Source organism: Cytobacillus sp. Bva_UNVM-123, assembly GCF_046351715.2.
GTDB lineage: Bacteria > Bacillota > Bacilli > Bacillales > Cytobacillaceae > Cytobacillus.
The window spans coordinates 3118255-3138684 of record NZ_CM177772.1 but is presented as its reverse complement, the minus strand read 5'-3'; the positions used below and the strand labels follow the sequence as shown (position 1 = coordinate 3138684).

Annotated in this window: 18 protein-coding genes; 1 reads left to right on the top strand and 17 read right to left on the bottom strand. The window is 31.8% G+C overall.

The window, feature by feature from the left end:
• The 6 genes from KDN24_RS16120 to KDN24_RS16095 form a co-directional block, all read right to left on the bottom strand.
• Nucleotides 1-2841 (bottom strand): phage tail spike protein, encoded by a 2841-nt coding sequence (locus KDN24_RS16120; protein ID WP_409971635.1) that lies wholly within the window; start codon nt 2839-2841, stop codon nt 1-3.
• Nucleotides 2842-2853: 12 nt separating this feature from the next.
• Nucleotides 2854-3618, bottom strand: a complete 765-nt coding sequence (locus KDN24_RS16115; protein ID WP_409971636.1) for a phage tail domain-containing protein — start codon at nt 3616-3618, stop codon at nt 2854-2856.
• Complete coding sequence (locus KDN24_RS16110) at nt 3618-10400, bottom strand: phage tail tape measure protein (protein ID WP_409971637.1); 6783 nt, start codon at nt 10398-10400, stop codon at nt 3618-3620. Before KDN24_RS16110 ends, KDN24_RS16115 begins: the two co-directional genes overlap by 1 nt.
• 49 nt (nt 10401-10449) lie before the next feature.
• The gene (locus KDN24_RS16105; protein WP_491348076.1) at nt 10450-11103 is read right to left on the bottom strand and encodes a hypothetical protein; all 654 of its coding nucleotides are present in this window, start codon (nt 11101-11103) and stop codon (nt 10450-10452) included.
• Nucleotides 11104-11186: 83 nt separating this feature from the next.
• Entirely contained in the window at nt 11187-12887 is a 1701-nt protein-coding gene (locus KDN24_RS16100; RefSeq protein WP_409971639.1) for a homing endonuclease associated repeat-containing protein, read from the bottom strand.
• A 185-nt stretch (nt 12888-13072) separates the two neighbouring features.
• Nucleotides 13073-13282, bottom strand: coding sequence for a hypothetical protein (locus tag KDN24_RS16095; RefSeq protein ID WP_409971640.1), 210 nt, complete (start codon nt 13280-13282; stop codon nt 13073-13075).
• Nucleotides 13283-13482: 200 nt separating this feature from the next.
• On the opposite strand from KDN24_RS16095, the gene KDN24_RS16090 reads away from it, so the two are divergent.
• Nucleotides 13483-13857 carry a YlcI/YnfO family protein gene (locus KDN24_RS16090; protein ID WP_409971641.1) on the top strand — a complete coding sequence of 125 codons (375 nt, stop codon included), beginning with the start codon at nt 13483-13485 and terminating at the stop codon, nt 13855-13857.
• 283 nt (nt 13858-14140) lie between these two features.
• On the opposite strand, the gene KDN24_RS16085 is transcribed toward KDN24_RS16090, so the two are convergent.
• The 11 genes from KDN24_RS16085 to KDN24_RS16035 form a co-directional block, all read right to left on the bottom strand.
• On the bottom strand, nt 14141-14857 hold the full coding sequence (locus tag KDN24_RS16085) for a type II toxin-antitoxin system PemK/MazF family toxin (RefSeq protein ID WP_409971642.1): 717 nt from the start codon (nt 14855-14857) through the stop codon (nt 14141-14143).
• A 79-nt stretch (nt 14858-14936) separates the two neighbouring features.
• On the bottom strand, nt 14937-15236 hold the full coding sequence (locus tag KDN24_RS16080) for a hypothetical protein (protein ID WP_409971643.1): 300 nt from the start codon (nt 15234-15236) through the stop codon (nt 14937-14939).
• Between the two features lie 137 nt (nt 15237-15373).
• Entirely contained in the window at nt 15374-15640 is a 267-nt protein-coding gene (locus KDN24_RS16075) for a tyrosine-type recombinase/integrase (protein ID WP_491348075.1), read from the bottom strand.
• 57 nt (nt 15641-15697) lie between these two features.
• On the bottom strand, nt 15698-16357 hold the full coding sequence (locus KDN24_RS16070; protein ID WP_409971644.1) for a tyrosine-type recombinase/integrase: 660 nt from the start codon (nt 16355-16357) through the stop codon (nt 15698-15700).
• A gap of 28 nt (nt 16358-16385) precedes the next feature.
• Entirely contained in the window at nt 16386-16802 is a 417-nt protein-coding gene (locus KDN24_RS16065; protein ID WP_409971645.1) for a YomN family phage-derived protein, read from the bottom strand.
• Nucleotides 16803-16851: 49 nt separating this feature from the next.
• On the bottom strand, nt 16852-17358 hold the full coding sequence (locus KDN24_RS16060; RefSeq protein ID WP_409971646.1) for a YomO family phage-derived protein: 507 nt from the start codon (nt 17356-17358) through the stop codon (nt 16852-16854).
• Between the two features lie 98 nt (nt 17359-17456).
• Nucleotides 17457-18191, bottom strand: a complete 735-nt coding sequence (locus KDN24_RS16055) for a YomU family phage tail tube protein (protein ID WP_409971647.1) — start codon at nt 18189-18191, stop codon at nt 17457-17459.
• Nucleotides 18192-18238: 47 nt separating this feature from the next.
• The gene (locus tag KDN24_RS16050; RefSeq protein WP_409971648.1) at nt 18239-18955 is read right to left on the bottom strand and encodes a YomV family phage-derived protein; all 717 of its coding nucleotides are present in this window, start codon (nt 18953-18955) and stop codon (nt 18239-18241) included.
• Entirely contained in the window at nt 18952-19458 is a 507-nt protein-coding gene (locus KDN24_RS16045) for a YomW family phage-derived protein (RefSeq protein ID WP_409971649.1), read from the bottom strand. The genes KDN24_RS16050 and KDN24_RS16045 overlap by 4 nt, the downstream gene beginning before the upstream one ends.
• The gene (locus tag KDN24_RS16040; protein WP_409971650.1) at nt 19458-20129 is read right to left on the bottom strand and encodes a hypothetical protein; all 672 of its coding nucleotides are present in this window, start codon (nt 20127-20129) and stop codon (nt 19458-19460) included. Before KDN24_RS16040 ends, KDN24_RS16045 begins: the two co-directional genes overlap by 1 nt.
• Complete coding sequence (locus tag KDN24_RS16035) at nt 20126-20428, bottom strand: hypothetical protein (RefSeq protein WP_409971651.1); 303 nt, start codon at nt 20426-20428, stop codon at nt 20126-20128. Before KDN24_RS16035 ends, KDN24_RS16040 begins: the two co-directional genes overlap by 4 nt.
• Nucleotides 20429-20430 lie beyond the last annotated feature (2 nt).

The following is a 20430-nucleotide window of genomic DNA, read 5'->3' as shown; positions in this document are numbered from 1 at the left end:
TTACTTCCAAACAAACTTATTATTAGCCCATGAAACAATTTCACTTTCTTTTTGGCGTAAAGCGGCATTCAATTGGGAAGTCGTTACAAGACCATTAAGTACTGAATCAACGTAATTAATGGTTGCCACAGGGATACCTTGCTGTTGAATGTAAGAAGCATTTAATGTTGCATTTACAGTAACATTATTATTAAATTGAGATATTCCTCCATCAACTCGAAATCCACTTTTAGCAACAAGAGGGGTGTAGTCAACATAAACACCATTTGATCCACTTGCTACTAGTCCAATTGAATTTGCTTGTATTCTTAATCCTGCCGAATCATTACTTACAATTCTATGAGAGCCTGATTGTGTATATAGTGTCATCCTTGGGTTTCCATTATTACCAATAGTAAGAGTACCACCAACTTCAGCATCGTAAGCATTTGACACTCTAGCTGTTATAGTTCCAGTTGTAATATTACTAGCATTCAAATTAGTTACATTTACTAAAGCAGCATTCAATGTTCCAGTTGTGATTTTATCAGCTATTAAAGTTCCAGTTTGAATAATTCCACCATTAAATTGATTCTGACGATTATTATTGAAATCCCAAATCAGATCCATAATTGGTATATTATTAATTAGAACTGAACCTAACTTAGTTGTGAATTTACTAAAATCTATTGTTCTAGTTGTACCGTCAATTAAAATGTCATTTCCACTTCTGAATATAAGTCTATTTGCTATTAAATCTTCAGCAGTTAATGTTCCATTAGTATCAACATAGAATTTTTTTCTCCACACACCAAATTCATTTTTTTCAATCTTGATTCCTTCAGTAGCATTTAGTGTTGTTTTAATTGTATTGTCGCTCTTTGTAGACACTAACCCATCAGAAGGGGAGATAGTTATTCCATTTCCACCAGTTTCGGAAATTAACTTGAATGATGCATTTTTAATTGTTGCTCCGTTAGAGTCGAAAGTGAACTTTCCTGAATCATTCTCAACAACTAAATTAACACCCACTAATATTTTCCCGATTATTCTCTCACCAATTACACCTCTGGTAGTTATTGCATTTTTATATGTGTTTCCACCATCGTTAGAAATAGCCAGAATACCAGCTTGAGCAACTAGTAAATCATTAGGGTTATCAATACTTGTAATAGTTAATCCTTTTCTGGAAATCATAACAGACTCATTAACTCCAGCAATTATTCTTCTCTTATTTGCATCAAATTCTCCATCTACGAGATCATTAATTGCTCCCATTTTTCCAGCAGTTTCATTCCATTTATCCTTTTGTGAATTCAGACCAGATGATACTGTATAAGACTGTCTTATCATCCTTTTCCAGTCGTCACCCAAGTTATCAAAATTGGCGATTTCTAGTTTGATGGAATGATTATCATAGTCATAATCAATTTTGATTATTTTGACTTTTACCTTTACATTGAACTTCTCATAGTCAATTAAAATAGTATCACCAATATGCAATTTATCCCAATTATGTTTTTCTTCTACTACATCAAGGAAATTTACAATATCAATTTCAAAATTTACTCTAGGTACTTTAACTTTTTCTAAATGTTTTTGTGCTTCAGAATATAAGTCCTTTGAGTAAATAATGTTCTCATTTGACCAATTTCTAACAAACTCAAACCTCGTTTTTTCATCTAATTCTTCTTGAGTGAAGTTATTATTTATTGAAAATAAATTTTTGAGTTCAGTGATTTGATTATCGACCAATTGAATCTCGTCTTTAACCTCATTAATCTCAATATTCTTGGTATTTATCCTAGATTCCATTTGCTCTTTTTCGGCAATAATTTGAGATGTATTTTTATCAGTTGCGTTAGCTACAGCTAATCTATCTTCTATCATCTCTAATTCTGCATTTAATGCTGATAATTCGTTTTCTTTAGTAGAAAGAATACTTTGTTTCTCAGCTTTCTGTTTTAACAGAGATTGATATACTGAGTTATTATCCTCAATTAGTTTTTGATATTTGATTAATGCAATACATAATTCATCACTCATATAGTTACTGTGTTTTAAAACAGTTACTCCATCTTCTGCTAATTCAAAAGGGTACATAAAGTAGTCATAGTTTTCTATGAAATTAGTTCCACTTGGATTTACATCATTAAAAGTTAATCCATCTTTACCAAAAGCTTTTAAAACAGTGATCATTTCATCAGGATAAGATGATTTGTTTAATGTTTTAAGTAATTTTCCAAGAGAGACTGTTAAGCCATAAAAACTTCCTATATTCTCAAAGTTATAAAAATTAACAGTTCGATTATTTGTATTAAAGACAACATTCGCACCAAATTTATCCGCAACTTCATATGTGAAATCAAGAATAGACCGATCAGATATCTCAAATGACCGATACAGTATATCAAAATCTGCATCTACATATCCAAGAGTCCAAATTGTTTCTTGTAATACTTCATTCATAATTTCTGTGACATTCTTTGATGCTGCCTCGTAGAACCTTAACTCCCTGTCATTCAATTCATACCCAAGAGAAAAAGCATGAACAGACATTCTATCTTTGTCTTCATCCATGCCTTCAGCAATTTCATTTATGACAAACCATTCTTTTTCATTGCCTTGTTCAAATCTGATAAAATATCTTTCTCTGATTAAATCTACAACTGGATTTCTCACTACTTGCATGTCTTTTTCAGATTCATAGGTTAAAGAAAAACTTAACTCATTTAACTTACCAATATTAACAATTCTATTAAGTCCAATAGACCCTAAAATTGGATATATAGTTGTGCGATTAGGTTTGCAAAGAAAAATACATGGTTCATTTTCTTCATTGAATAAATCTATTTGTTTCATTTATTCACCTCCTCATTGAAGTGTCTTAAATCTACCTTTAAATTGGAGTTTACAATCTCCGTTTATAAGAAGTCTGTTCATTCCTCTGGTCATTACAAGATAATTGAAATTGAAATTATCATATCGATAGGTGAGAGGAATGTTGGTTTCGATAGTTTGTTTTTCATTATCAATAATTAATTCTTCTCCATCTAATAATTGAGTGAATTTAAATTCTCGACCATTTAGACTTAAGTTCGTTATTGAAATATCACCATCACCAATTTTCTGCAATAAAAGAAGAGGGGAGCAATTAACATCCCCTCTATTGTTAAACTCTAATATTGTTCCATTATTATTTTTATATGTATAAATTTTTGTTGTGTAATCTGGTGTATATGAAAATGGTGAATCACATCTCATATTCAAAGTTAAATATCCCTGCTTTAACCCATTATGAATATGCTGCGAATCATCAACTGGCATACAGTAAAATATTCTATCTGAGTAATCTAAAAAGTATAGTGGCTTATAATAATGAACATTAAACCAATTTGCAATTTCTCTCAGTTTTCTACTGTCTAATTCTCCATCAAAATATAATGATATAGGAAAGGAGAGGGGTTCATAAGTAACTCCATAAAAGTATGGTTTGTCATTGCCTCTGATTTTTTCCTCTTGAATGGAACGTGTTGGAATGAATGCTTCTTCAAATAATCCACTATTTATATGGACTTGGATTACCCCCATATGACGAGAGGATAGTCCATCGTAAACAAACTCTAAATTTTCCTTCATTACTTAATAATCACCCCTGCTCCTTTAAATTCATTTGTTACTTTCTTGAAGAAAGATGTAACATCTGCTTTTGTTCCGTTCATGTTTTCAATGTGAATATCCATTTGAATAGTAGCTCCTTGTGGAGCTGCCACGCTTGGTGTCATACTAGAAACAAGATTACCGATATTGTTAAAGAAATTTGGCATGTTCTTTTCTGGTGCAAATAACTCATTTTTTAAAGCCAAGACAGTTTGCTCATTGGGTTTAGAATTGAATAGCTTATTCGCTAGTTCTGTCAGTCTGTTTCCTTTTCCACCAACAATTCCACCATCATGATACTTCTTAAGCTTTATATGCTCAGGCATATTTGTTATCCAGTGATTACCACCTACGTCATACTGCCCACCGAATTTATCGTCATATCCGTATACTTTATATTCTTCTCCAGCTTTTAAAACTTTTACAAATTCTAATTTGTCACTGTTTCGCTCACGTTTCCACAAGTTAATTGGCTTCACTATTGTGATTTTTCCAGACACATTGTTAGGAGAAGTTTGATTATTGCTTCCTGTGTTTTGATTCCCTGAGTTTTGGCTTCCACCAGTAGAAGGAGAGGAAGGACTGTTTGGTTTACTGATACCAGTTTCAAAACTACCAACACCAATTTGACTAAATTCTTGTAATAGATCAATGGCTTCTTTAAGTTTGTCAATTAGATTATTTTTAATACTATTACCCATGTGAGACATATTCATATTAACGTCATTTGAAAATCCGATTAATTCACCAGTAAGATTATTGATATTACCTTTCATAATATCTTCTCGCATTGTTGCCCATTTACGTTCATCGTTAATGATATTGTCATAGTGGGATTGAATTGCTTTCTTGTCAGCTTCTAAACTGTCTTTTAGATTTTTGTTAGATTTCTCTAAGGCATCTTTTTCATTATTTTGCTTCTTATCTAAAGCTTTCTTAGCATTTTCAATTTCTTCTTGCTTTTTATTTAATTCATCCTGTAAGCTATTTTTCCTTAACTCTACTTCACGTTTATGCTTTAATTCCTCGATTTGCTCAACTTTATCTCGAAGTTGCTCTTCTAATTCAATTTTCTTAGCGATTGCTTCAAAAGAATTGTCCAATGCTAATTTATTTTTCTCAGATTCAATTTTCAATTTCTCAGCAGATAATTTTTCAAGCTCTTTATTGTAATCACGTTCAGATTCAGTCTTATCAATGGAATCTAATTTTGCTTGGATGATTTTTTGATACTGTTTCAATTCCTCATCCAATAAATCCATTTCACGCTTATGATTGTCTTCCATTAATTTTCGTTCTTTATCATAGGATTCTTGGATAGCTTTGTCTCGTTGTTCAAGAGCATCTAATTCAGCATTTAATTTCTCACGATAGAAGTCTTTTTGAGCATTGATTACTTTGTCTGCAATTTCAGAGTAGATACTTTGGATTGATTTTTCGACACCCATAAGAGCATCACGCCATTTTTTAGTTTCATTGACGTTCTTTTCAAGTGCTGCTTTATTGTTGACTAAGTTTTTATTTTGAGATTCGAGAAGGCGGATATTAGCTTCGATTTCAGATTTTTGTTTATTGAGTAAGGAGATTTTTTGTCCTTGTAATCTGATTTGTTCGTCTTCGTTGCCAACTGAAACATCCATTAAGTGTTCAATTATTTCAATTTGGTCTATGTATTTTTGATTTGATTCATCTAGGCGTTTGTTTAATCCGTCTAGGGCTGAATTAAGAAAGCTATCTCTATTGCTATAAATACTGTCCTCTAAATCAACCAATGAATCACGTAAATCACGATATGTTTGTTGTAATTCAGCTTTTTGATTCTCTGTTAAGGCTTTATTTTTCTTTAATTCATTTTCAATAAAAGCCATATTTTGTTCAGTAATTTTCTTCTTTTCATTAAGAAGATTAACTTGGCTATTTAGCTCTTGACGATAAGCTTTGGATGTCTGATCCATTTTAGACATATTAGATTCGATAATCTTCATATGTGAATCAATTTGACTAAATCTATGCTCTGCTTGGTAGAGAGGGGCTTTGACTAATTCAAGTTGTAAGCGTTGAATATCTGCATTTACACTTAAAACATCGCCTTGTAACTGTAATAGTTCTGACTTTGCTTGGTCAATGGATTCTTGAGTATTACTTGTAACACCAGTTGCTCCATTAGAGATACTACTGTCAGTAGCACCTACTATCCTTCTGTATCCTTCGAATCCTTTAATATCACTTACGTTTATCTCTTTTAATCCACTGAGTCCCATTTGCATAGCTTTTCCATTGCCCGTATAAATACCTACATGAGAATTTGTCTTCCCAGTAGTATTCCAAAAAACAAGGTCGCCTACTTGCTGTTGACCATCTTTTACTGCCGTACCTGCATTCCATTGTTGAGCTGCGGTTCTAGGAAGTTTAATATTCAAGAAGTGTTCGAAATACTCTTGAGCAAACTGAGAACAGTCAGATAAGGCACGATTTAGAAATTCTTTATATGTACCTGTAAATTCTCCACCAACTTGCTTATAGGTGAAAGTTCCTAAATTAGATTGCTTTCTAGCTTCTGCTATTAATTTTGACATGCCTGAAGGAGTGGTTGTTGAAGAAGTACTAGATGTATTTGAAATCTTTCCAGTTGATTGAATTTTACCTGCTCTAATTTGTTCATTAAGTGATTTAGTTTGATCTTCTAATAATTGTTTTTTCTGTTGCATTAGTGAGATTTCATTTTTGAGTGCAGATTGATATTGTTGAGAGTGTTTTGGGAATTGTGCTTGGATTGCTTTTTGTTTTTCTAGTTCTGCGTTGAGTTTTTCGAGTGCAGCTTTGAATTTATCTGATATATAAATGCTGTTTTCATATTCTTTATTGGATTTCTTTATGGCTTCTGCATTTCTACCTTGATAGTCAATTGAATTAGCTAGATCATTTATTGTTTTTTGGTAATCTGGTAAATCAATATCTATATCCTTAACTAATTTCTTTGAACGATCATAAGCTTTCATTGCCAATTTTTCTTGTTCTAGTGTATTGGCATTATCGGATAGTGTCTTAGACATTTCATTAAACTTTTGAACAATTTGGTTTTGTGCTGCTAATTCTTGTTTTAATATATCGATACGTTTTTTAGCTTGAATTGCTGTGGTTGTAGTTTTTGCTTGCTCTGTTGTTAAAGTTCCCTTGAGCAATTCATCAGTTGCTTTAAGAAGAACGTCATTAGCTCGAACCTCATCTTCAATAGCTTTAATGTTTATTTGCTTATTTTTAACTAGGTGAGGGTAAGCTGAAGCCAATTGTTCAGTAATTGATTGTAATTCTGCTGATTTTTCAGTGGAGTCTGCTTCTAATTCTGACAGGAGTTTGTACATTCCAATGAGTTCGTACATTGAGTCGAGTTGTTCGGAATTTATTCCAATTAACTTCTTTGTAGCAGAAATTTTATCTTCTTCAACATCAACCATTTCCTCAGAAGCATCTATGTAAGTTAATGTTGCACCAGTTAATTCATCTTTACCTGTTTTTAGTAAATTGAGAATGGAAGAAATTTCTTTTTGTTTAAAGCCAGCTTTTTCTAGTTTGTCACTATATTTGTCCCAATCTTGATTCCCATTCTTCATTTCAGTTGACATCTCATTAAATAACTTTACTGCTTCTTGATTATATTTGACGATTGTTTGAATTCTAGAAGTATCAAATAAATTACCTGAAACACTTCTAATTTCACCAACCGCACCTATATAAGCCTTGACTTCATTTTCAACCTGCTTTATTCCATTTTTTGAATCAAGAAGCTTTGCGTTCTTTTCCACGATTGCACTAATATGTTTTTGATCTTCTTCTGTAACCTTAGACTGAACTCCGTAATATTCTGCATATGATTTACCCAATCCTTGAAAAAGTCTTTTTCTCTCATCTAATTTGGCTTCTATATCTCTTCTACCGATAATACTATTAGCCATATCATCAAGCTGTGCTTTTTCTCTTACTCCAAACCAAGGTAGTAATCCAGAATAGTTATTATTTTGTCTATCCTTAATTTCATTAAGTTTATTTTGTGTTTCGGAAATCTTATCGTTTAATTCAGATAAATTTGATTGAAAATTAGTAATAAATTTTTCAGCATCTACTCTGGAGAGTTCCTTTAAATATCCTAACTCTTCACGAATTGCACTAGCCGAACGCAAATGAGCCTGTCCTTTTTCATCGACCGACTCTGCAACACTTGGTAACAATGTGTAAAGCTCTTGTTGTACTTTTAAATACTCTTCATCTGTTTTTACTAGATTTCCACTTTTAACCTGACTATCTAGTTGTTCATATCTAGATACTAATGATTGAATTTGCATTTCATTATCTTTATATGAGGTTACTAGTTTATCAGTTTCTTCTCTTAGTTTCTTTTGTTCTTGTTGATGTTCAACAACTTTATTTGTAATATATGATATCCCTGCTCCTACTGCTGTAAAAATTGCTAATGGAACAAACGCTCTGCTTAAAAATGTAAAAGCACCTGCAATTGATTTTCCCAAAAATGAAAATGAGGCTGCGGTTGCTCTTCCTGCTAGAGTTAAATTGTAAAGTTGTGTTTGTAGTATCCTAGATCTACCAGTTGCAATTGACATTGAATCGCCTGTCCGAATTAAACTCGTTGCCAACATTCCTTGATTTACAATTGAACTCCTAGTGTGATTATTTAAAGCTAAAAATGCTGCACCAGCAATTGTGAAGAGGGGAGGGAGTAATCCAACTTTATCAATTACAAATGACGTTGCATGTGCAATTGACATTAAACTCTCAGAAACAACTACAATACCACTTCCAAGAACCTTTTCTCCCATTGTAGTGGAAAGAGTAGTCCAAGAATTAGAAAGGGAATTTAATTTTGCTTGGTAACTATCTAAAAAACGTTCATTTTCTTTATAAGCCGATCCTTCACTATTGAGAGCAGCACTTCGAGCTTTTAAACTCTCAGATTGCTGTTGCATTAAGATTAAAAATCTCGATAATTGAAAACGACCAGCTAATTGTAAGCCAATCATCTGCTGAGTCTCTGAATTAATATCATTCCAGCGTTCTGATAAATTGTCTAAAATATGTTCTACAGGACGCATTTCTCCTGCCATATCCTTGACTGAGACTCCAACACTTTCCAACATTTCAATGGATTTATCCATAGTAGTTATTCTGCTGTATATAGTTTTCAGACTATTCCCTAAAATATTTCCCGATTCTCTTGAAACTTGCCCGATCGCTGTCGCATGACCCAACATTGCCTCCATACTCACTCCGAAGGTATTAGCTGCGCCCGTTGCTTTCATCAAGACTTGACTTAAATCAAGCGTTGAAATTGCGAAATTGTTGTCTATCTCGTTGAGGCGATCAACGATGGTTATTGCCTTGGAAGCTTCAATTCCAAACCCTTTTATTGCTGCGATGATACTTGAGGCAGATTCTTCTACTGATAAATCACTTACATTTGACATGAGAGTAGCAACTTCACTCATTGCATATAAATCCTGTCCACGGAATCCAGAACGAGCGAAAGTTATCATACCTTCATTGACTTGTGAAATTCTGTTTCCTAGCTCTGTTGCAAGTCTAATGCTTTCTTGGAATACCTCATTGATATCTGCCTGACCATTGGAAACACGTTCAATCACTGTTAATTGGGAGTCGATCTCCACTATTTGTTGTAGTGCATCTTTCATCCCACGAATTGGTAAATACCATGAAGCCATCCCCATACTCCATAATGGTATCCTCTGCATTGCAACTTGCAATTGTTGACCAAAAGATAAAACATGACTTGTAGCAGCATTTACATTTGAAGAAATACTTCTAAACTGCATACTTAATTGTTGCATTTGTCGGTTAAGATTTGGAGTTTGAGAAGTCAATCTATTTACTGATTGTAAGTAGTTATTTATTGCTCTTTGATTATCTTCACCTAAAGAACTTCCATAGCGTCTATTGAGATTTTGAGCGTTGATTTGTGCCTGTTGTTGATAGAGTTTTAATTGATGTTCTAATTCCTTTGTCTTTTCTCTAGATTTAGAACTATTTTGGATTCTATTTAAAACTTGCTCAATTCTCAATAATTCTTTTTCTGTTTGAGCAGCATTTAATGCGGATGTCATTCTTCCAAGTGAAGAGTTTGTAATTGTTCCTGTATTACTAAGCTGAAGTAACTTCTGTTTCAAATTTTCAACTGCTTGAACTTGCTGCTTTAAATTTTCTGTTGTTCTTTGACCAGTTATCTCATTGTTAGCATTGTAATTTAAAGTAGTATTTTTAAATTTATCTCCAACATTTACTGACCCACCAGTATAATTACCTTGACCATCAAGTTTAGTAATCTGCCTTTGTTTATTTTTTAACTTATCAGTTTCGACAATTAATTTTCTTGTTTCATCAGTTTGTTTTTGAGTAGTTTTTGTTTGCTCATTTATTCGTTTTATTTCTTTTTCAATAATTTCTCCACTTTTTAAGTGTTGTCGTATTTTTTCCTTTATTACCCCATCTGCTTCTCTGGTAACAGTTTTTTCTTCCTTGATAACTCTATTCAGGTCTTGAGTAATTTTCTTATGATTCTCCATTGAGCGAGAAAAATCCTGAAGAGTCTTGGATATCTTCTCATCAATTTGAACACTCAACTTTATGGAATTTATCTTTTTTTCAAGAGCCTTTATCTGATTATTTATTTCTCCTAATGTGCTTCCTACATTTAGAGACCCAGTTATAAGAATTTTCAAATTTTCTCCAGCCACTTAAACACTCCTTTCTACATAATAAAAAGGAGTGCCTCAATAGCACTCCTTAACTGTCAATCGCCTTATTCTGTTGATTAATAATTATCTCTAAAATTCCATACCACTTTTCGATGTTTTTTAAAGCCACTTTTACTTCATTACTGTCCTTCGAATATCCATTTTTATTATTTTCACTAGATAAAAAGCTTATTTTATGAATAGGGGAGTCAATATCCTCAACTGATATTTTTAATTCTATGCTCTTAATGTTTTGAGCTTCGACCTTATTTCCTGACAAGCCTCCAATTATGGCTCCAACTGAACCAAATATTGCACCACCTACTGCTGCACCTACTAATTGATTTGTTCTGACTGATTTATGAATTATTTGATTATCAATTGCAAGCTCTGTTTCAATCAACCTATCAAAATTATAGTGATTAAAACTATACTCAAATGTTCCATCAGATTTTCTTTTGAATTTTTTAGTGATAATCAAAATTTCATTATTTCTCTCATCAAGAATAATAGCATTTGAGTAGTCTTTGGAAATATACTTTTTAGATTCTGTTATTTCTTTTGACTTTAGGTATTCACTTATTTTATTTTGATTAGTGATATTAACATTTCTAAGTTTTTTAGAGCGTTCTTTTTCATTTTTGTTAACGTAATAAGTTATTACTCCAATACTTATAATTAATGTAATAAATAATAATGCCATGTAATGGAATCACCCCTTAAAGAGTTTAATTAATCCCATTATAGTAAATTTTGACCAAAATAAAAAGTCATCTAAAAATGTAATTAGACAACTTTTTTAATTAATTCTCTAATATTTAATTTTATGCCATTTTCTAAGAACTCTTCATACATTCCTTTAAAATTATGTGTTAAATCTTCTCTATATAGTGATATCAGTTTAATATTATTCTTATTACAATAATTAATTTTCCTTTTTGCTTTTCTCGAATATTTTCCTATTCTGGTGTTTCTTTTCAATTGTGATTCCTGGTACATCCCAAAATATTCAACATAAATATCATAATCTTTTAAATACCAATCCATTAGCCATCTGCTTTTTAGACTACTGTCAAAATCTGAATATTTTAACTCAGGAATGTAGGAAATTGCATTATCTATAAATATATTACTTATAGCTAACTCAGAACTTGAACGACAAATCTCATTATTTTTATTAATACAAACATATCCTGCACTCATTTTTTGATTTGGATTATAAACAAGTTCTAAAATATCCCAAACATTTTGAAGTGAGCCAAACTTTGTATTATAAGTTTGATATGAACAGATATACTCACAATCTAATAAATCTGCCTCGTTAGGTAGCCTTCCTAGTTCATTATGTAATCTTTCGTAGTCAGCAAGCATCTCTTCCTCACTCTTAAACCTCATTCTAGGACTAGCTAACTCCCAGCCTAATGTATCTATTAGTTCTTGATATGTCATATTAAATCTTCTTCTATATGTTTTATGTTCAGCCAATCCGTATAACTTCAACTCATTAGCTCTTGGAGTTCGTCCCAGTTTGTATTTCAAATCTCTAAGTTCATTCAATAACTCATCATCGCTCTTTATCTTATTACTTTGATCAAAAATCTCAGTGCATATCTCACCAAATGACTTGTTCAATTTTTTTTCAATCAGTCTTCTGTTAGTAATTTTATTTAATTTCGTATAGGCATCATAATCCATCACAACAGGACATCTATCAACATCTTCTTTCAAATCATTTAATGATTCATAAAAAATCTCTAAATCACTTAAATTTATGTCATATTCTCTTGCTATTAATAAATTTCTTTTCTTTAATCCCATCTTTTGTGCTATTTTTTGCAGTTCATAAATAGAACGTTTTACAATTAACCTACCATTAATCTCTTTCATTAAGACATATTCTTTTGGATACAGTTCTTTTATAACGTCCTCATCTTCTTTATACCATCCAAAGTCACCTAGAACCCCAATATCTTTTAAAAAGTTACCCCAAGTTCCCCAATTTGTATTATAAGCCTCTGCACTTGGATAACCATCAGTACCATTAATATCACTCTTCTTTGGATAAGTGCCATTCTCATTTTTATATCTGTAAAATTCACTTATTAGAAAATCTCTTGTGTAAATATTTTGTGATGTTGGTTCAGTGTCAGTAAAATCTAATTCGTCTAAAGTGCCATTTATTTCTCTCATTTTTAAGGAATAGCATTTATCACAACAGTCTTTATGAATTCCATGTTTAAAATTGTTTTCTCTTGATCTCAAATAGCTTATATATTTCTTTTTTAGTTTACTTGAACAGTAATCACACTCAACTAATACATCTGCTTGACTATTTTTAGGTAAATCTATTAAATCAACCTCAAACTCTTGAGCATTTCCTTTCCAGAAGTATTTTTGATTATCATATTCATCTAAAATGGATTCATAATATTTCTTATGTTTACCATTCCACTTAACCTTAACTTTCTGTCCCTCAACAATAGCCAATCTCCACATCATCCCTTCACATTAATTTATTTCCCCTCATAAAAAACATGTGAGTGCAAGCCCGAAGGGAATAGGCATATATTACAGGTAGCTAATCTGTAACTGCACTCACAAGTAACGAACATCTTTAGACCTCTTCACGAGGATATCGTTATTCTATGTATCTATTATAATCTACTATTTTACTAAGCTAAAATGAACTCATCGAGTTCTAATTTTCCATCATAAGCACTAATTTCTCTTTCTGAGCCATCATGGTCAATTGCTACCACTTTGTAAGCTATGAATCTTTTATCATTATACTTATAATTCGCTTCCAACAATCCTAGTGTCTCTGATTTAGCTTCAACTGGCACTGATACTGTTAAGTTTAAATTCCCATATACATTGTTCACATTTATTCCTCCTATGTATTAGTTTGTAATATTTTTTATGTTGATTGCTATTAAAGTAAGTATAAAGGGTTTATAAACCTTTTGTCAACAGTTTATCATAAAGGGTTTATAAACCTTTTGTAAATAGTGTGGATATTCATTATTCGATAGTGTATAATGAATTTACTTATTAGTAATTTGCAATATCAAGGAGTGATTCAATGGCTATTTCAGACGAAAATGATAGGCTGACAATAATCATTTCAAAAAAGATGAAGAATGAATTAAAAGAGCTTGCAGAACTTGAGAATAGAAGCTTAAGTAACTATGTTGTGAATGTTCTAGAGGAACATCTCGATAGTTTAATTCAATTAAGTTTGAATTTTGACACCACAGATGAAATTATTTCTCCTCAAACCATAGATAAGCAACGAAATCAAGTAGGTAATAAAAGTTCAAGAGGAACCCTTGACGCATATGAGCTTTTCAAAATGCTTGATGAATATACTGCAGCAAATAAAGCTAAAAAAAGCACCTCAGTTGCTGAAAACAGCTCTCCATATAAGCCTAGTGCTGACAAAAATGAAGATAACTAAATGCCTAATAAAACACCATCACAATAAACACAAATAAGACACTCAGCAATTTGAGTGTCTTATTTCTATCTACATTATTAAGTTGGGGTAGGGGAGAGATTCCCATAACAACGAAAAAGACCTCCACAACTTAATGTAGAGGTCTAAGCTTTAATAAAATGTAAAAACCTCTTAGTTTAAACTAAGAGGGAACCAAATGGTTTTTTTAGATGTATAAGGACTTTTTTAAAGTCACGCCCTTAAGGCTGCATATGTATAGTTTAATAATAACTGATAAAATTTCTTAAGTCAACTGTAATTTTAAATTTTCAATCTCTTTTTCTAAACTTAGTATTTTTTCTTGTTGACTATTATAGTAATCAAATGCAATGATTTTTATCAATTTATCTTCGATTACTTTCATAATCTCTGTTCCTGCTAAAGAACCAATGATACCTTTTTTTGTAATTCGATTCTTAGATACTACTCTCATTTGGTGTATTAAAATGTAAGAGTTATTTTCAATTTGATTATAATCCATTTTATAGATAGGAATAATGTCTTTTTGAATATCAGGTGCTAAATTTTCAAATTCTAGACTACTTTGAGAAGTTATAGGGACAACGAGTACAAAACCTGTATAATCAGCTAATACAATTCCAGTGTGAGTTAATGAAAGCTCTCGGTCTATATTACTTGTTCCAAAATCAATACTTAATAACTTGCCTTTAGAAAATTGCTCATTAAAATCAAATTCAACAATTTCTTTATTTTTATTCTTCTTTTTAAATGATTTTACTTGTCCAGATTTTGTTCCATATGTACCATATTGTTTTAGTATTCCTTCCCACAATATCTTCTTTATAGCTTTTTCTGCTTCTAAATTTTTTAACCAATGATTTAGATTTGAAGTTACTTTGTCAATTTCTATTGCAATATCATCTATATCTTTTGCTTGTTTATTAATTATGTTTATATCCTCAAGAAGCTCAAATAACTTTATTGAATTTATTTTTGCCATTTTTCATTCACCTCCAATCTTCCCTATATTCTACCATAATCTGAGAATAATAGGAGTATTTTGGAGGGTTGTGTAGAAATTACAAGAATGAACTATTCTTTATCTTTTTCCTATAAAACTTCCTAACAATTCTATGTAATTCATCATCACTTTTTCTAGGATTAGAATTTATCACAGCAGATACATCTCTAGTTTCGTAATTACGATCATCAATTTTGTATCCTAATTCATTCAGCTTATTAGTCGTCTTTTCAATGCTTCCAGTGATTGCATATTCTTTTATGATTATCTCATTAAGTGTTCTAGGCTGATAAGATTCTGTTAAATCAACAAAATATTGTAATTCAGCTATTCTTTTCTTTGCTAATTCAATATTCATCTTCATCACTCCTTATAGGTAATAAGTTCTATAGAAGGTGAGTTATGCCTTGTGAATATTCTGTGAATTATGTTAATAACTGTGAAAAGACCTCATACTTTACTAGAGTAGAGGTCATAAAATTGTGGTTTTATTAATTAAAATGCATCATCAATATCATCGTCATCATCACGAACAACATATATTTCAGTAGTTTCAGATGATTGATGTCCGAGCACTTTCTGAGCAGTTTTTATATCTTTACCATCTAAAGCAACTATATGAGTAGCTCTAGTAGACCTTAGTTGATGAGGATGGACTCGCCTTCCTACAATTTCAGTAAATATCTCTGAACACCAATAATTAAAAGCATTAGCTGTCAAAGGGGTCACTTTTCCTTCTCTAGTCTTTTTGACAAAAACCATTTCACAATCATCTTCTCCACGAATTTCTAGCCATTTGATAATTGCATCTATAGCTTCTTATCCTAAAACAAGTTTACGAATATTGCCCTCACGCCCCTTACCTTTACATCTTATTGGGTGAGTCATATAGTAATCTTTATATTCTCCAGTTTTATTATCTTTAACTTTTTCATATGTTACAACTTCACGTTTTAACTGAACTGCTTCGCTTCTTCGACATCCTGACCAATAACTAAACAGAATATAAGCTACCATTTGCCATTCTTCTTTTTCTTTTAACGTATCAATCAATAAATCTAATTCTTCTTTGGATAGCGGTTGCTTTTCATTTCTAAGAGCTTTTGGTGGATTGGGAATTTTCTTGTTATAAATGTTCCTGAAGAGTGGGTGCTCCTCAGCGTAATATAATTCAATATATCCACAAAGACTAGATACTGTAGACCGCTTAAATTTAACTGCACTTGAAGATAAATTACGGCTCATGAGGAAATTCTGATAGCGTAAAGCATCACGAGGCTTCAATTCTATGATTGATTTATTTCCACAATTATCCTTAACCCATCTGAAGAACTGCTTAATTCCTGATTCGTATTGCGTTAAAGTTTGAGGGGATAAATGTTGCTGCTCTAAAAATTCCTGAGTTATCGTCTTATTAAAATCCTGTACTTCATTCCATTCTTGATCAGTTACTTCGCTTAGTTTTATGACTTTACTCACTCATAACAAACCTCCGATGTTAGTTTAATTATGTAACGTCTAATCCTATAGACTTCATATCCTTCTTTAAAGCATCTTTTAACCTTGCTCCTTCTGCTAACTCTTTCCTTGTGTTTTCGGTAAATGGTCTTGGTTTTCCATTAAACTCAAAATCAAACTGATATCCCTGACCAGTTTCAACAATTTCACTTACATTTCTACCTTCATCAACTCTATTACTAAAAACAGCTATTCCATCAACAGTTTCTTCAACTTCCCAATTTTCTTTTAGTTGTCCAGAGCGTTGATATACACGAGTGGTATAGACATCGTACACGTCTTCTTGAACATGTTTTTTTCCTGTTTCAATTACCTCTGATTTAACAGCATTACCTCTAACCATAGACTCTTTCGCCATACGATTAACAAAACGCTGTAAATCTTTTAGATTGTTAAATGAAGTCATTTATTTCAACTCGCTTATTGAACAAAATTTTTTCCGATTTTATCTATATTCAATTTTCAATTACGTCTCTATTTTTTAGTTCAAGTTTTTCTACTTCGTCATGCATTTTTTTAGTCATTTTTTCTAAGAATAAATAATTGCTGCTAATTTTACTCATAGCGTCAAAAACCTTATAAATCTCAGTCTGTAAAAATACTTCATCGATAATTTTCTCGAAATATCCTGAATCAATTACATCTTCCATTTCAGATAGTTGCCCTGCGAAGGAGTTTGCTTTCAATTGTTTAGATAGATGGGTAAATTTTTTAATACAATGGAAGAGTATAAACTTGTGCTTCATCTCTTCTGATAATTGCAATTCATCTCCTTCTTGTGATAGAACAGTGGAAATCTCTTTAATCATTTCCTCTATAAGTGTTGGGGGAAAAGTAGGGTAGAATGTGATGGTTGCTCCATCTTCGAATTCATATTGTTCTGTTTGCTTTGTTTCCTTGGCAATTTTCTTAATTTCAGAAAACTTGATATCAGTATTTGTTTTCTTAACTTGCTTACTCATATTTCATCCTCCTTTTATTATCCTTTTAAAAACGTCATTTTATAATAAGAAAGAGTAGGGGAGGGAAGTCCACCTACTCATATGTACATATTTGTCTATTAAACTCTATCCACTTCAATGATACGTCCAATACTTGTTGAGTTAGGAGATGCCATACACTCGAAATTAACTTCTGGTGCAATTGCATTACCATTTTCTAATGACATTTCAAATTCATCAGAAGGCACTACATGGTCTAATTGGATATAAATATCCTTTACTACTTTATTTGTATCTGGATTGTATGCAATAGTGTGATATTCAAGGGTATACGCTTCTGCAAATTTTTCACCGTCTAATTCAACAATATCTCCTGTTACAGCTTCTTGATAAGTTGCTGAAACAATTTCTCCTTCAACAGCGTGACCAGTAGGGATGACAACTTTTCCATCAGTTGCAGTAGCTTTTTCAACAGCACCTACTGCATTTCGAATAAAGACAGTATCATCAACAGGAGTTCCTGTGATGGAAATTTCTAGAGAGTCAGCATTATCGGTTACTTTTAATGATTTTTCAGTTCTATAAATTGTTGCAGTTCCATCTTCTTTAATTGCTACACCTTGAGTAAGTGAAAGGAATTCTTGATCGTAGAATGCGTTACGTAGGGTAGACGTAACTTCTTTCTGACCTTTCATAATAGCTAGTGGTTTATTTCCAATTCCACCATAAATTTTGTCATTTATTCCTAATGTTTGGCTAATTGATGTTAGCTGTGCTTCAGTTGTAATAAAGATGTGACCATCAGATTTTCTTCTCATTACTACGTCAGCAGTATCAATTACTAATAGTTTCATTTATTTACCTCCTAATTTTAATTAAAATAAAAAAAAGAGTAGAATCTCTACTCTTCAACAACGCTACTTATAGAATTTGTGAATTCCCCATATGACATGGAGTGCTTCTCATCTTCAAATAGATTAATATGCTTACTCCAACTTTCAATATTCACTTTATCTGCTGCTACAGTGGCAAACAATGTTGATGTATCATAGTTCTTAAATTGAGCAATTCGATAGTAAGTCATATAAAACTGATATAGTGTGAATTTCTTAATGTCATCATAGGTCAATCCGTTATAACCGACTATACTTGTAACAATGTCAGCAAATTCAAGTTTTTCTCCATCCTTTGATTTCACTCTACGACTTCTTTCTAAAGCTCTTTGTATTTCAGGATTTGGATTGACTATTTCTTCCTTAAGGCAGCTCATTGTCAAAATAAGTTTTCTATATGAGTCAAATGTATGCTTGGTTATAAATTGAAAGATATCTTCTTCTTGAAAAACCTTATTGAATAATCTCTTGTATGAAATAGCAATGTCTGGAATCCCTATCGCAATATCATATAAGTCAACTTTATTTAATTCATTAATAAACTCATCTAAACTATTGTCTTTATTTAATTCACTATATTTACTAATTATATGATTCTTCGTTAGAGCAACCACCTGTAAATCCATAAAGTAATCAGGATATTCTTTAACTTTTATAAAGTGACACTTTCCAATCTCAGTATCAATTGGTTCGCCAAGAATATAGAATTCTTTTATGTCTATCATCTTTTAGTTCCTCCAAACTCATACGTATGCTGATAGCCAGCATATTGACTAGGAACTCTTGAAATGATTCGCCCACCACCATAGTCCATTTTTCCTAACCCTGTGATGTTATTAAGAGAAAAAAGTTCATTAAGCCTGTCACCAATTCGATTACTTCTCATGTCGCCATTTTCAAAATCAGCATGGCATAGGACATCGATTATAAGTTCTTGATTTACAGTTTGAAAACTACGACTTCCCCCAAGCGGTCGTCTATTTCCTAAATAAACAAATAGTCTACATTTAACTTTATTCGTTAAATCATCATCTTTTGGGGTAATCATGATTGTATCATTGCGAATTTTCCAGTCTTCATCTATATCTAAAATATTTGGAAGCGTAGGGGAGAGTGGGTCAAGTACATTTGTTGACTCATCTTCTGGTTTATAATAAAGCAATCTATTTAAATCCTCATCATTCCAAACCACATCAAGAATATCTCGTATGTTCTGATACATTCCCATTACTTATTCATCACCCTTTCACCAGTAAGAGTCATAACTCCAACTGTATTAACAACTTTTGAGTAATCAATAAATGTAATTCGGAATCTAGACTTATACATTTCGAACTCTTCATTTATTTCAATATTTGGAGCTTCCTGATATTTAAGAGTAACCATAATCCTATCTTCAGGAAGTGTAACCTGCTCATTTCTGTTATTGAAGTAATATTTAGTTTCAACAATACAAGGTTTATTTATTGGAAGTCCACTTGATGGACTAAGTATAGGTCTATTGTATTTATCCTTTTTGGGATTCCCATCTTCATCTCTCATTAAAACAGGGGTTTTATTAGTCTCAATAGGGAAGGTAGAGTTGCATAATCTTAATGTTGCAGTTGGATAGATTTCATTTTCAATAAACCTCATAAGTAGATAAGTTTTTTCTTTATACTCAACAATAGAACCTATATCCTTGATTACATCAGGTTTAAAGAAAATTTGTTTCTCAGTGTATTCTTTAGTGTTGTTTACTATTGAATCAGTTTCAATTCCATTTACTTTTACAATAGAATAGGATGGTGAGGTATGAAATTGGTCATTGGTTTTTCTCTTTGACCTATTAATGAGGGAAGTTGACATATTATCACCTTTACTCTTAAGGCGATGAATATACCTATCAATATAATTCATTTATTCTCACCATCCTTAATTAATTTTTGAATCAAATCCATACAGTGAAAAACTTCCCGTCTTATTACACCTATACTTACTTCCGATTGAAGACTATCATCATAAAAATGCTCTAATATAGCAATGATGCTAGTGATACTGTCATACTTGTCATTCTCAATTAAATATTGCAAACCATATAATTCATAAATTAATGAATCGATAAACTGAGTTAACCCATGATTCTTTTCTTCGAAAAGGCAAAGAATCTTGAATAGTTTATTTTTCAATGTGTTGTAATACTGTTGTGATACTTTCATAA

Bases quoted from the DNA above. Each gene is read 5' to 3' on its own strand.
- KDN24_RS16120 (WP_409971635.1), bottom strand. From the start codon at position 2,841: ATGAAACAAATAGATTTATTCAATGAAGAAAATGAACCATGTATTTTT.
- KDN24_RS16115 (WP_409971636.1), bottom strand. From the start codon at position 3,618: ATGAAGGAAAATTTAGAGTTTGTTTACGATGGACTATCCTCTCGTCAT.
- KDN24_RS16105 (WP_491348076.1), bottom strand. From the start codon at position 11,103: ATGGCATTATTATTTATTACATTAATTATAAGTATTGGAGTAATAACT.
- KDN24_RS16090 (WP_409971641.1), top strand. From the start codon at position 13,483: ATGGCTATTTCAGACGAAAATGATAGGCTGACAATAATCATTTCAAAA.
- KDN24_RS16085 (WP_409971642.1), bottom strand. From the start codon at position 14,857: ATGGCAAAAATAAATTCAATAAAGTTATTTGAGCTTCTTGAGGATATA.
- KDN24_RS16080 (WP_409971643.1), bottom strand. From the start codon at position 15,236: ATGAATATTGAATTAGCAAAGAAAAGAATAGCTGAATTACAATATTTT.
- KDN24_RS16075 (WP_491348075.1), bottom strand. From the start codon at position 15,640: ATGGTTTTTGTCAAAAAGACTAGAGAAGGAAAAGTGACCCCTTTGACA.
- KDN24_RS16065 (WP_409971645.1), bottom strand. From the start codon at position 16,802: ATGACTTCATTTAACAATCTAAAAGATTTACAGCGTTTTGTTAATCGT.
- KDN24_RS16060 (WP_409971646.1), bottom strand. From the start codon at position 17,358: ATGAGTAAGCAAGTTAAGAAAACAAATACTGATATCAAGTTTTCTGAA.
- KDN24_RS16055 (WP_409971647.1), bottom strand. From the start codon at position 18,191: ATGAAACTATTAGTAATTGATACTGCTGACGTAGTAATGAGAAGAAAA.
- KDN24_RS16050 (WP_409971648.1), bottom strand. From the start codon at position 18,955: ATGATAGACATAAAAGAATTCTATATTCTTGGCGAACCAATTGATACT.
- KDN24_RS16045 (WP_409971649.1), bottom strand. From the start codon at position 19,458: ATGGGAATGTATCAGAACATACGAGATATTCTTGATGTGGTTTGGAAT.
- KDN24_RS16040 (WP_409971650.1), bottom strand. From the start codon at position 20,129: ATGAATTATATTGATAGGTATATTCATCGCCTTAAGAGTAAAGGTGAT.
- KDN24_RS16035 (WP_409971651.1), bottom strand. From the start codon at position 20,428: ATGAAAGTATCACAACAGTATTACAACACATTGAAAAATAAACTATTC.